Annotated in this window: 11 protein-coding genes; 4 read left to right on the forward strand and 7 right to left on the reverse strand. The window is 70.2% G+C overall.

Features of this window, described 5'->3' with window-relative positions:
• Positions 1-283 precede the first annotated feature (283 nt).
• The gene (locus AB0E78_RS38130; RefSeq protein ID WP_361843120.1) at positions 284-1,519 is read left to right on the forward strand and encodes a hypothetical protein; all 1,236 of its coding nucleotides are present in this window, start codon (positions 284-286) and stop codon (positions 1,517-1,519) included.
• A gap of 207 nt (positions 1,520-1,726) precedes the next feature.
• Positions 1,727-2,941, forward strand: a complete 1,215-nt coding sequence (locus tag AB0E78_RS38135) for a hypothetical protein (RefSeq protein WP_361843123.1) — start codon at positions 1,727-1,729, stop codon at positions 2,939-2,941.
• A 117-nt stretch (positions 2,942-3,058) separates the two neighbouring features.
• On the opposite strand, the gene hflX is transcribed toward AB0E78_RS38135, so the two are convergent.
• From hflX to miaA, 6 genes are all read right to left on the reverse strand, one after another.
• Complete coding sequence (hflX, locus tag AB0E78_RS38140; RefSeq protein WP_361843125.1) at positions 3,059-4,558, reverse strand: GTPase HflX; 1,500 nt, start codon at positions 4,556-4,558, stop codon at positions 3,059-3,061.
• Between the two features lie 170 nt (positions 4,559-4,728).
• Positions 4,729-6,216: a M1 family metallopeptidase gene (locus AB0E78_RS38145; RefSeq protein WP_361843128.1), complete on the reverse strand. Its 1,488-nt coding sequence runs from the start codon at positions 6,214-6,216 to the stop codon at positions 4,729-4,731.
• A 111-nt stretch (positions 6,217-6,327) separates the two neighbouring features.
• Entirely contained in the window at positions 6,328-8,487 is a 2,160-nt protein-coding gene (locus AB0E78_RS38150; protein WP_361843130.1) for an HD domain-containing protein, read from the reverse strand.
• A gap of 142 nt (positions 8,488-8,629) precedes the next feature.
• On the reverse strand, positions 8,630-9,508 hold the full coding sequence (gene dapF / locus AB0E78_RS38155; RefSeq protein ID WP_361843134.1) for a diaminopimelate epimerase: 879 nt from the start codon (positions 9,506-9,508) through the stop codon (positions 8,630-8,632).
• Between the two features lie 75 nt (positions 9,509-9,583).
• Entirely contained in the window at positions 9,584-10,045 is a 462-nt protein-coding gene (locus AB0E78_RS38160; RefSeq protein WP_361843137.1) for a hypothetical protein, read from the reverse strand.
• A 101-nt stretch (positions 10,046-10,146) separates the two neighbouring features.
• Positions 10,147-11,085, reverse strand: coding sequence for a tRNA (adenosine(37)-N6)-dimethylallyltransferase MiaA (miaA, locus tag AB0E78_RS38165; protein WP_361843139.1), 939 nt, complete (start codon positions 11,083-11,085; stop codon positions 10,147-10,149).
• Between the two features lie 182 nt (positions 11,086-11,267).
• On the opposite strand from miaA, the gene AB0E78_RS38170 reads away from it, so the two are divergent.
• Together AB0E78_RS38170 and AB0E78_RS38175 are read left to right on the forward strand one after the other, a co-directional pair.
• Positions 11,268-11,693 carry a hypothetical protein gene (locus AB0E78_RS38170; protein ID WP_361843141.1) on the forward strand — a complete coding sequence of 142 codons (426 nt, stop codon included), beginning with the start codon at positions 11,268-11,270 and terminating at the stop codon, positions 11,691-11,693.
• A 25-nt stretch (positions 11,694-11,718) separates the two neighbouring features.
• On the forward strand, positions 11,719-12,000 hold the full coding sequence (locus tag AB0E78_RS38175) for an antitoxin (RefSeq protein ID WP_361843143.1): 282 nt from the start codon (positions 11,719-11,721) through the stop codon (positions 11,998-12,000).
• A 190-nt stretch (positions 12,001-12,190) separates the two neighbouring features.
• Here AB0E78_RS38175 and AB0E78_RS38180 read toward each other — a convergent pair whose 3' ends face one another.
• Positions 12,191-12,928 (reverse strand): class III extradiol dioxygenase subunit B-like domain-containing protein, encoded by a 738-nt coding sequence (locus AB0E78_RS38180; RefSeq protein ID WP_361843146.1) that lies wholly within the window; start codon positions 12,926-12,928, stop codon positions 12,191-12,193.
• Position 12,929: the final 1 nt, after the last annotated feature.

Here is a 12,929-nt window from a genome sequence, read left to right on the forward strand (position 1 = left end):
TGGGCTGGTGCGCCGACGAGTTGGCAGGGGAGATGAACGCAGGCCGCCACTCCCCCGTACGTACCAACGACGGGGGCTGCGGGGGAACACGGGTAATCGGAAGATCCTTGCCGTGACGGAACCGTTGCCGTTCCGTCGGTAGTCCCCTACGGCACCGGCATAGTGTGGGGTGCCGTTCATCCGCAACAGGGTGTGCAGCGCCACCAAAGCCGGTGCTCAACGCACCGTGCGGCGCACGATGTCCGGCATGTGCACGTTGTCGAAGCCCAGGGGGATTCTCTCTATGCGACCCATACGCCCGCTCAAGACCGCTCGTCGTGGGAGGAGCGCGCGCAGCAGAACCTCCCCCGTGGCGGCCGCTGTCGCCATCGGCGCGGCGCTCGTTCTGACCGCGACCGCCTGCGGCCCGAGCGAGGACAACGCGGGCGACGATCCGTCCGCCTCCCAGCCCGCCGACGACGGCAACGGCAACGACAAGGTCACGATTCCGCAGGACCTCCAGGATCGGCTCAAGGAGCACGGCATCGACCTGGACAAGTGGAAGGACGGGGCCTGGAAGAACTGGGACAAGGACGACTGGCTCCGCGAGGCCGGTGACTACGTCAACCCGATCATCGACGGTCTGTGGGACTCGGACCGCATGCGGGACGCGGACAAGAACCCCGACCGCGGTGTCGACGACAACGACATCTCCGGTGACCAGGGCGTGACCGACCCGACGCCCGAGCCGGTGGAGGCGGCGGCCCTGAAGACGCCGTACGACGCCAGCGCTCCCGCCTCGGGCAAGCTGTTCTTCGACGCTCCCGAGGGCTCGATGGTCTGCTCGGCCACCGTCGTCGAGGACCCGGCACACCCGGGCAAGTCCAACATGGTGTGGACCGCGGGTCACTGCGTGCACGCGGGCGCCAAGGGCGGCTGGTACCGCAACATCGCTTTCGTGCCCTCGTACAACAACAGCGGCAAGTCGGCCGCCGAGCTGGAGAACGCCCCCAAGGAAGAGGTGGCTCCGCACGGCGTCTGGTGGGGTGACTGGGCACAGACCTCCGATCAGTGGATCGAGAACGGCGGCCCGACGGGCGGCACGGGCGCGCCGTACGACTTCGCGGTCATCCACGTGACGCCCGAGAAGGGCAGCGAGGGCCAGTCGCTCGAGGAGCAGGTCGGTTCGGCCCTCCCGGTGGACTTCAACGCCCCGGCCGTGCCCCAGATCGCCGGCATGACGGCGACCGGCTACCCGGCGGCTCCGCCGTTCGACGGCCAGAAGGCGTTCCAGTGCGCCGACAAGCCGGGCCGGCTCTCGATCAGCAAGCCCGACCCGACGATGTACCGCATCGGCTGCACGATGACCGGCGGTTCGTCCGGCGGCGGCTGGGTCGCCGAGGGCTCGGACGGCAAGCCCGCCCTGGTCTCCAACACCTCCATCGGCCCGGTGTCGGCCGGCTGGCTGGCCGGTCCGCGGCTCGGCAAGGAAGCCAAGGGCATCTACGGCGCGGTGAGCAAGAAGTTCGCCGACAAGTAGCCGACAAGCAGCTGACCAGCAAAGGCTGCTCGAAGTACGACGGCGGGGTCGCCGGAAACCTTCACGACCCCGCCGTCATTCGTCCCCCATCACATGGGCATAGTGGGGTGTTGCATCGGCGGGGCGCTCCCGGAGCTGCCACGCCGACACATGACAAGTACATGGCAATTGCAGCAATTACACGTTCAATTCGGGGGTTACAGCACCATGCGTTCCACTCGTGCGCCCTTCGCGCGCAGTCGCGGGCAACGTCTCGCACTCGCCGCCACCGGGCTCGCCGCAACTCTGGCACTCACCGCCACGGCCTGCGGCCCCAGCGACGACAAGGCAAGTGACAAGGCTGATTCCGGCACCGCGCAGGGCGCCGACAAGGGGTCCGACACCGGTTCCGATGCCAAGCTGCCCGGCGACATCGCCGACAAGCTGAAGGACCACGGCATCGACCCCGACAAGTGGAAGGACGGGGCCTGGAAGAACTGGGACAAGGACGACTGGCTCCGCGAGTCCAAGGACTTCGTCAACCCGGTCATCGAGGGCCTCTGGAAGCCCGAGCGGATGAAGAAGGCCAAGGACCCGAACAAGACGATCGCCGCGAAGGACACCCCAGCCGACCAGGGCGCGACCGACCCCGAGCCGTCGCCGGTCCAGGCCAAGCGCGAGAAGACGCCGTACCACGAGAACGCCGCCCCGGTCGGGAAGATCTTCTTCGACTCCCCCGAGGGCTCGATGGTCTGCTCCGGCACGGTCGTGACGGACCCGCGCAACCCGGGCAAGTCCAACCTCGTGTGGACCGCGGGACACTGCGTGCACGCCGGTGCCGCCGGTGGCTGGTACCGCAACATCACCTTCGTGCCGGCGTACAACGACCTCGGCAAGTCCGAGGCCGAGCTGAGCAACGCCGCCCCGCAGGAGGTCTCCCCCTACGGCCAGTACTGGGCCGACTGGGTCTCGACCTCCGCCGAGTGGATCGACCAGGGCGCCGCTTCGGGCGGTGCCGGTGCGCCGTACGACTACGCCGTGATGCACGTGAAGCCGAAGCAGGGCGCCAAGTCGCTGGAGGAGACGGTCGGCAACGCGCTGGACGTGGACTTCTCGACGCCGTCCGCGCAGAGCGTGAGCTCGATGGGCGCCTGGGGCTACCCCGCCGCCCCGCCGTACGACGGCCAGATCATGCACAAGTGCATCGACAAGCCGGGCCGTCTCTCGCTGACCTCCGCCCAGCCGACGATGTACCGCATCGGCTGCACCATGACCGGCGGTTCGTCCGGCGGCGGCTGGTTCCGCATGGTGGGTGACAAGACTCGGCTCGTCTCGAACACCTCGATCGGCCCGGCCGAGAACACCTGGCTGGCCGGACCGCAGCTGGGCAGGGGCGCCGAGCAGGTCTACGACATGATGAGCAAGAAGTACGGCTCCCAGTAGCCGTACGGCGGGCGACCCCCGCACCTCACACATGACACGGCGAAGGCCCGCCCCCTACGAGAGGGGGCGGGCCTTCGTCATGTGAACCGCGTGAACCACGCCTGTCCGGGCCTGCGGTCAGCCGGCGACGGGAACGTACGGCGTGAGATCCGCCGCCAGCTCCGCGTGCACCTTCGCCTTGAGCAGCGTGCCCTCGGCGGTGTGCTCCTCGGAGAGCACCTCCCCCTCGGCATGCGCCCGGGAGATGAGCTGACCCTGCGTGTACGGCACGAGGGCCTCGATCTCGACCTCGGGCCGCGGGAGTTCGGTGTCGATGAGCGCGAGCAGCTCGTCGATACCGGCACCCGTGCGCGCGGAGACCGCGATCGCGTGCTTCTCGTTGCGCAGCAGCCGCTGGAGGACCAGTGGATCGGCCGCGTCCGCCTTGTTGACGATCACGATCTCGGGCACGTCGGTCGCGCCCACATCGCGGATCACCTCGCGCACGGCGGCGAGCTGCTCCTCCGGCACCGGGTGCGAACCGTCCACCACGTGCAGGATCAGGTCGGACTCGCCGACCTCCTCCATCGTGGAACGGAACGCCTCGACGAGGTGGTGCGGCAGGTGCCGCACGAACCCGACGGTGTCGGCCAGGGTGTAGATCCGGCCGCTCGGCGTCTCGGCCCGGCGCACGGTCGGGTCGAGGGTGGCGAACAGCGAGTTCTCCACCAGGACGCCCGCGCCCGTGAGGCGGTTGAGCAGGGAGGACTTGCCCGCGTTCGTGTAACCGGCGATCGCGACCGAAGGCACCTTGTTGCGCTTGCGCTCCTGGCGCTTGATGTCGCGGCCCGTCTTCATCTCCGCGATCTCCCGGCGCATCTTCGCCATCTTCTCGCGGATCCGACGGCGGTCCGTCTCGATCTTGGTCTCACCGGGACCACGTGTCGCCATGCCGCCGCCACCGCTGGATCCGCCGCCGCCCATCTGACGGGAGAGCGACTGACCCCAGCCGCGAAGGCGCGGGAGCATGTACTGCATCTGGGCAAGTGCGACCTGCGCCTTGCCCTCTCGGGACTTGGCGTGCTGGGCGAAGATGTCGAGGATCAGGGCGGTCCTGTCGACCACCTTGACCTTGACGACGTCTTCGAGGTGAATCAGCTGGCCAGGGCTCAGCTCACCGTCACAGACGACGGTGTCGGCCCCGGTCTCGAGGACGATGTCATGCAGCTCCTGGGCCTTGCCGGATCCGATGTACGTCGCCGGGTCGGGCTTGTCGCGGCGCTGGATGACGCCGTCGAGCACGAGCGCACCTGCCGTCTCGGCCAGGGCGGCCAGCTCGGCGACGGAGTTCTCCGCGTCATGCACCGTGCCCGAGGTCCACACACCGACGAGCACCACGCGCTCCAGACGGAGCTGTCGGTACTCGACTTCGGTGACGTCCTCGAGCTCGGTGGAGAGGCCGGCGACACGGCGCAGGGCCGCTCGCTCGGAGCGGTCGAACTGCTCGCCGTCCCGCTCTCCGTCGATCTCGTGGCTCCAGGCGACGTCCTCTTCCATCAGGGCATCGGCCCGAAGACCTTCGGGGTAGTTCTGCGCGAGGCTCTGCGCGTCCTGGGAAGGGGAAGAAGAGGAGGTCATTGGATCCTTACGTCGATGGGATTCTTCATAGGCGACAACGCTCGGGGCCGCCCCAGGATTCCCCGGGCCGGCCGATGCCGACCCTGAGATCACCCCGAAGGGTTTTCCCGGGCCCGCAGCGACGCCGACCTGAAGATGGTTGCACGGAACGGCCCGTCTCGTCACTCAGATTATTTCCCGGCTGTGGCTGCCTTACGCCAGTCCGGATGGCCCGGCATCGGCGGCGTCTTCGCGCCGTACAGCCAAGCGTCGAAGAAGCCGCTCAGATCGCGGCCCGAGATCGCCGAGGCGAGCCGCACGAAGTCCGCGGTCGTCGCGTTGCCGTCCCGGTAGGTGCGCACGAAGTCGCGCTCCAGCTGGTCGAAATTGTCCTGCCCGATCTCCTGCCGCAGCGCGTAGAGCACCAGTGCGCTGCCGTCGTACACCACCGGGCGGAAGATGCTGATCTTCTGGCCCGGCGCGGGGCCCTTCGGTGCGGCCGGCGGTCCGCCCGCGGCACGCCAGCCGTCCGACTGCCGATAGGCCTCACGCATCCGCTTCTGGAGGGGCTTCTTCGACTTCTCCTCGGCGAAGAGGGCCTCGTACCAGGTGGCGTGCCCTTCGTTGAGCCAGAGATCGGACCAGGACCTCGGGCTCACGCTGTCGCCGAACCACTGGTGCGCCAGCTCATGCACCATGATCGAGTCCACGTACCACTCGGGGAACTCGGGCCGCTTGAACAGGTCGCGCTCGAAGAGGGACAGGGTCTGCGTCTCGAGTTCGAAGCCGGTCTGTGCCTGCGCCATCAGCACGCCGTACGCCTCGAAGGGGTAGCGGCCGACCTTCCCCTCCATCCAGCTGATCTGGTCCGGCGTCTTCTTCAGCCAGCGCTCCATCACCTTGCGGTCCTTGGTGGGCACCACATCGCGTACGGGGAGGCCGTGCGGCCCGGAGCGGTGCACCACGGTGGAGCGGCCGATGGACACCTGCGCCAGTTCCGTCGCCATGGGGTGACGGGTGCGGAAGACCCGGGTCGTGGTGGGCCCGGTGTGCGCCGTGGCGACCGGCAGGCCGTTGGCGACGGCGGTGAGCGCCTTCGGGGTGGTCACGCGGAACGTGAACTGTGCCTTGTCGGCGGGGTGGTCGTTGCACGGGAACACACGGTGCCCGGCGTCTGCCTGGTTGGCCATGGCGAGCCCGTCGGCGGTCGGCACCCAGCCGCCGTCCTGGTCCTTGGTGGGAGCGGGATCGCTGGTGTGCCGGACGGTGATCCGCATCTGCTCGCCCTGGCTCAGCGGCTGCGCCGGAGTGACGACCAGGTCTTCACCGGTGGTCTCGAAGCGGGCTGGTTCGCCGTTGACGTCGACGGAGCGGACCTTGCCGTGGGCGAAGTCGAGGTTGACCCGCTCCAGCGGGGCACTCGCACGGGCGTCGATCACCGTCACGGCATCGAGCGGCTTCTTGTTGTCGCCGCCGTACGTGAAGGCGATGTCGTACGACATGACGTCGTACCCGGGATTGCCCAGGTGCGGGAAGAGCCGGTCGCCGATGCCGAGCGGCTTGGCCGGTGACGGCGCGCCCGCGGCGAGAAGGGTGGCGGAGGTGGCCGCGGCCAGGAGCGCGGTCGCGATGCGGAGAGTCCTCGGCCGCGAGGCCTTGACCCGGGGGGTGAGCAGCATGAACTACCGCTATCAGCGCGCACCTTCCGGACCGGTATCGGCGCGCGACGTGCCACTCGAACGAGTTGCCAGTAGGCGGCTGGGGCGACGGCGACCCGCCGTGGCCGACACCTACGAAGTCGCCGCCGTGGGGTGCTGGGCACGGCTGACGTCGTACACCCCGGGCACCGCCCGCATGGCGCGCATCAGCCCCGGAAGGTGCGCCGCGTCCGGCAGTTGCAGCGTGTACGTGTGACGCACGCGCTGCTGAGTCGGCGGCTCGACGGTCGCCGACATGACCTCGACGCCCTCCAGGGCGATGGCTTCGGTGAGGTCCGCCAGGAGGTGCGCACGCCCGAACGATTCGGCGATCAGTGTCACCCGGCACTCCGCGCTGTCTCCCCAGCGCACGCCGACCTCGGCACGCCCCACCTCCTTCATGCGCGCGACGGCGGGACACTCGACGCGGTGCACGGTGACGACGCCGCCGCGCACGGCGAAGGCGGTCACCTCGTCGGGCGGGACGGGCGTACAGCAGCCCGCGAGCCGTACGCTCGCGCCTTCCCTGTCCACCACGGCGTTCGCCGCGGCGGGGCGCGGGAAGTCCGAGGCCTGCGGCGGGGGCGCGGGCGCTGTCTTCTCCGGAGCTGACGCCGCGGGCGCGGACGCGGGCGTGGGGTGGGTCGTGAGCCAGCGCCGGATGGCGATCCTCGCGGCGGGCGTGCGCGCGTGGTCGAGCCACTCGCGCGAAGGCCCGGACGCCGCGTCCTGCCCCATGAGCAACTGGACCGTGTCGCCGTCCCGCAGAACCGTGCTCAGCGTCGCCAGGCGTCCGTTGACACGTGCTCCGATGCAGGCGTGGGCGTCCTCGCCGTACTGGGCGTAGGCGGCGTCGACACAGCTCGCGCCCGCGGGCAGCCCCAGGGTGCCGCCGTCGGGGCGGAAGACGGCGATCTCGTGGTCCTGGGCGAGGTCTTCGCGGAGCGTGGACCAGAACGTGTCCGGGTCGGGGGCCGCTTCCTGCCAGTCGAGGAGCCGGGAGAGCCAGCCGGGCCGCGTCGGGTCGGCGCGCTCGCCCTCGACGGCGTCGTCGGAGGGGGCGTCGGTTCCGGCGTTGGACTGCTCCTCCGAAGGAGGAGCGTACGGATTGCGCAGGGCGACGACGCCGGCCTCGGCCACTTTGTGCATCTGGTGCGTACGGATGAGGACTTCGGCGACCTCGCCGTCCGGGCGGGCCACGGCCGTGTGCAGCGATTGGTAGAGGTTGAACTTCGGTACGGCGATGAAGTCCTTGAACTCCGATACCACCGGCGTGAAGCATGTGTGCAGCTCGCCGAGCACGCCGTAACAGTCCGCGTCCTCGTTCACCAGGACCAGGAGCCGTCCGAAGTCGGCCGCGCGCATCTCGCCGCGTTTGCGGTGCACCCGGTGGACCGAGAAGTAATGCCGTGGCCTGATGAGGACTTCGGCGGCGATGCCCGCCTCGCGCAGCACCGCGCGGACGTCGTCCGCCGTCCCTTCCAGCGGGTCTCCCCCGTGCTCGGCGTTGGCCTCGATCAACTCCTGGACCCGGGAGTACTCCTCCGGGAGGAGAATCGCGAAGACGAGGTCCTCGAGCTCGGTCTTGAGCGCCTGCACGCCGAGACGTTCGGCGAGCGGGATGAGGACGTCCCGCGTCACCTTGGCGATCCGCGCCTGTTTCTCGGGGCGCATGACGCCGAGCGTGCGCATGTTGTGCAGGCGGTCGGCGAGCTTGATCGACATGACGCGCACGTCGTTGCCGGTGGCCACGAGCATCTTGCGGAAGGTCTCGGGCTCGGCGGCCGCTCCGTAGTCGACCTTTTCCAGCTTCGTGACGCCGTCGACCAGATAGCAGACGTCGTCGCCGAACTCCGTGCGCACCTGCTCGAGCGTCACGTCCGTGTCCTCGACGGTGTCGTGGAGCAGGGACGCGGTCAAGGTCGTGGTCTCGGCGCCCAGTTGGGCGAGGATCAGGGTCACCGCGAGCGGATGTGTGATGTACGGCTCACCGCTCTTGCGCATCTGGCCGCGGTGGGAGGACTCCGCCAGGACCCACGCGCGCCGCAAGGGCTCCAGATCCGCGTCCGGGTAGTGGGCGCGATGGGCTTCCGCCACATGGCCGATCGCGTCCGGCAAGCGGTCCCGGGTGGCGGGCCCCATCAGGGCCGCCCGGCCGAGCCTGCGCAGGTCAAGCCGAGGACGACCGCGCCTGCGCTGCGCTGCGGGCGTCGCGGGGCCAGACATCGCGGGGTTTGTGGCCTCCGCACTCATGGGCACCTCCGGCTGCTCCGACCGGCGGTGAGCGGACGACGGCGTACTCCGTCCGGGCCGGTGCTTGATGCTACCGAGCCCATCACGCGCCGCTGACCGCCTCTCGCCGAGCGTGAAACGGATCACCCATTCGAGCGACAGTTCACGGGTTTACAGTTTCGAGCCATTCCGCGTCGATCTCGCCTTCGGCGACGATCACCGCGGGGCCCGTCATCTCGATCTCGCCGTCGGGCCGCTCGGTGATCACCAGGCTCCCACCAGGCAGATCGACGGTGTACGTGACCGGCGAACCGGTCGCCGCGGGGTCCGCCCCGTCCCTGCGCGCCGCCGCGACGGCCACGGCGCACGCTCCCGTGCCGCACGAGCGGGTCTCGCCCGCGCCGCGCTCGTGCACCCGCATGGCGACGTGACGAGGGCCACGGTCGACGACGAACTCGACGTTCACGCCGTCCGGGTAGGCCGAGGCGGGGCTGAATGGCGGCGGGTCGTACAGGTTGCCCGCGTGGCTCAGGTCGTCCACGAAGGCGACCGCGTGCGGGTTGCCCATGTTCACGTTGCGCGCCGGCCACTGGTGGTCGGCCACGGAGACGCTGACGTCCCCTTCGGGGAAGGACGCCCTGCCCATGCCGACGGTGACGTCGCCGCCGGCCGCCGCCTTGGCGATGTGCACGGTCTTCACGCCGCCTCGGGTGGCGACGGCCAGATCGCCCTCGCCCACCAGTCCGGCGCGCTGCAGATAGCGGGCGAAGACGCGCACGCCGTTACCGCACATCTCGGCGATCGAGCCGTCGCCGTTGCGGTAGTCCATGAACCATTCGGCCTCGGCGGCCAGCTGGCGCACCTCGGGGTGGGCCGCGGTACGCACGACGTGCAGCAGACCGTCGCCCCCGATGCCCGCACGGCGGTCGCACAGGGCGGCGACAGCGGCCGGGGACAGCTCGATGGCGTTCTCGGGATCAGGGATGATCACGAAGTCGTTCTCGGTCCCGTGCCCCTTGAGGAAGGCGATCCGCGTGCTCATTCCTCGATCGTACGGGGTGCCGACGACAGTCCGTCGTCAAGGTGCCCATCAGGGCCCTGACCTCGTACGACGCCGTCAGCGAAGGCGCGCCACCCGCCACACGGCGAGGACGGCGACGGCGAGGAACGCCAGGGCGTACGCCGAGACGATCCGCCAGTCCGGGCGGCGTCCGGAACCGCGCTCCGGCAGCCCCGGCCAGGTGTGCCCCACGCGGCGCGCGGCCATCATGCCCCAGCCCGCGGCACAGCTGCTGATCAGGAGTCCGAGCATGGCGACGACGGCGCCGCCGTCCCCGAACTCGAAGGCCAGCGGGAAGGCGAACATCAGCGATCCGGCGGCGGCGAGGATGACGATCGGCGCGAGCTGCCAGATGCGCAGACGGCGCTGCGGGCGCAGTTCGACCTCGACTTCCGCCGCGACCATGGCGTCCGGGACGGGACCGTCGTCGGTCACGCCGTCCGGCACCACGTCAGGTCCGTCCGGGGTCAGCTCGCCGCCGTCATGCGCGGTGTCTCGAGGGCCGGCCTCCATCGCCATCCGCCCTCCTACTTCGGACTCCACTGGTCGATCGATGGTCGATGATGGCACGGCGCCAGGGGCCGGGATGACCGCCGGAGCGTCCCGATGCCATCACGTGATCAGGCTGTGACCGCTCGTTCGACCAACGCCATTGCCCGTCCTGGGAGTTCCCCTCGATCGGCCATGGCGCCACTGAGCCAGTGCACCCGGGGATCGCGGCGGAACCACGAGTCCTGACGGCGGGCGAAACGCTTGGTCGCGCGCACGGTCTCCGTGCGCGCCTCGTCGTCGGTGCACTCCCCCGCGAGCGCCGCGAGCACCTGCTGGTACCCGAGCGCACGCGACGCCGTACGCCCCTTACGCAGGCCCACATCCTCCAGTGCACGCACCTCGTCGACGAGGCCCGCGTCCCACATGCGGTCCACGCGCGTGGCGATGCGTTCGTCGAGTTCGGGGCGGCCGACGTCGACGCCGATCTGGATGGTGTCGTAGACGGAGTCGTGGCCGGGGAGGTTGGCGGTGAAGGGCTTGCCGGTGATCTCGATGACCTCAAGGGCGCGGACGATCCGGCGGCCGTTGCTGGGGAGGATGGCCTGGCCCGCTCCGGGGTCGGCGGCGGCGAGGCGGGCGTGGAGCGCGCCGGAGCCGTGGAGCGCGAGCTCTTCCTCCAGGCGGGCCCGGACCGCGGGATCGGTGCCGGGGAACTCCAGGTGGTCGACGGCGCCCCTGACGTAGAGGCCTGAACCGCCGACCAGGACCGGCCAGCGTCCGTCGGCAAGGAGGCGGTCGATCTCGGCCCGCGCCAGCTTCTGGTACTCGGCGACGCTCGCCGCTTCCGTGACATCCCAGATGTCGAGGAGGTGGTGCGGCACGCCGTCGCGCTCTTCGAGCGTCAGCTTGGCGGTGCCGATGTCCATCCCTCTGTAGAGCTGCATGGAGTCGGCGTTGACGACTTCACCGCCGAGGCGCTGGGCCAGAAAAACGCCTAGATCGGACTTTCCTGCCGCGGTGGGCCCGACGACGGCGATGACCCGCGGTGCGGGAGCTGCTCTACTCACCGCCCCAGTCTCGCAAATCCCGCGACGACTTCCCGAACGAGCTACGTGACGCCACACGTCCGGGGTCGTTGCCTGTTGCGAGGTTCCGGCCGCCGGTTTCGAGGATCGGCGACCCGGGCGGCGCAACAGGGCGCACCGGGCGGCGCGGGATTTCGCCCACACGAGTACCGTATGGAGTAGATATGGGCGTTTTTGCACGGTTTCGCAGGAAGTCCAAGGACACGGAAGAGGCGTCAACGGCCGAGGCTGCCGGCAGCACCCTGACAGCCGAGCCGGAAGCGGCCGAGGAGTCCTCCGAGCCCGGGACCGGCAAGGAAGCGGCCAAGGCCGAAGCCGCCGTCGAGGACGAGCCCAAGGCCGCGACCGAGGCCGAGGGAAACTCCGAGAAGAAGGCTGAGGCGAAGGCCGACACCGAGACCACGACCGAGTCCGGATCTGAGCCCGAGACGGAGTCCAAGGCCAAGACCACGGCCAAGGTCAAGGTCAAGTCCGAGGACACGTCGGACGACGACGAAGCGGCTGCCGCGGAGAACGTGGACATCCCCAAGCAGCAGTCCGCGGAGAAGGCCGCCGACAACGACGAAGCCGACGAAGGCGCCCGCAAGTGACTCTCCCAGCGAGGGAAGGTAACCGATGGGCTTCCTGCAGAACCTGAAGGACAAGCTCGCCCCGGCGAAGGACAAGGTCGCGGGCCTCGCGCAGCAGCACGGGGACAAGATCGACCAAGGTCTCGACAAGGCCGCGAAGGTGGTCGACGACAAGACCAAGGGCAAGTACAGCGACAAGATCCGGACGGGGACGGGCAAGGCGAAGGACGCCATGGACCGCCTCGCCGGGACGCCCGACGAGGGCAAGGGCACGGGTGGCGGCCCCAGTGGCGGCACCACCCCTCCGACGCCTCCTCCGGCTCCCTGAACCACCGGCTGCCTCACTCGTCGGCACACCGGCCGTGTCACGGCGCCGGAGCGCCGGCTGAGTACGTCGGCCGGACCACCGTCACCGGCTGAACGACTCCGGCGGACGGCCGTGGAGCGCCACCAGCTCCGCGGCCGTCGCCGTGCGTCGACCGCCATCGGCCGCGGGCGGCGCCGGCCCCTCGGTGGGGCTACGACCAGGCCGCGACCAGGTACCCCACGCCGTACGGAGCGTCCTCGTAGAGCAGCTCGCCGCTCAGGCCCGCTCCCCCGGCCGCGCCCGCAAGCACCTGCCACGGTGCCCGGCCCGCCGCCTTCAGTTCGTACGCCAGCTCCTCGTCCAGCGTCTTGAGCGCCTCGACGTCCGCGGCGCCCAGCGCACGGGCGACCTCCGCGTCGAACCCGGCCGCCCGCTCGTCGAGATACCCCGGCGCCTTCAGCGTGCGGCACGCGCTGGCGTCGCCCATCACCAGCAGAGCCACGCGGTCGGCCCGAGCCGCGATCTCCCCTCCGACTTGGATACACCGCTCGGCCGCCAGAGGTTCCCCCACACCGAGCCCTTCCAGCGGTGCCGCCGACCACTCCGTGCGGTCGAGGAGCCAGGCGGCGACGGCGAGCGAGGGCGGAAGCTCACGCTCCGCCCGGTCCGTACCGCCTGCCACACCGTCCGTGCCGTCCGAACGTCCCAGCCGTACGTCCAGGTCCACGCCGAAGCCGCGGAAGGACCCCCGTGCGCCCTGCGGATGCGGGCCGCGGCCGTTCTGCTCGGCGGGGCCGACCACGATGAGCCGGTCGGCCCGTGCGGCGGCGAGCACCCCGATGGCGTCCGTGCACGCGGCGCGCGCGGCGTCCAGTTCGGGGGCGGCACCCGCGGCGACCTGGGGGACGAGCAGGGGCGGGCAGGGGCAGACGGCTGCGGCGACAAGCATG

The organism is Streptomyces sp. NPDC032198, assembly GCF_040636975.1.
Lineage (GTDB): Bacteria > Actinomycetota > Actinomycetes > Streptomycetales > Streptomycetaceae > Streptomyces.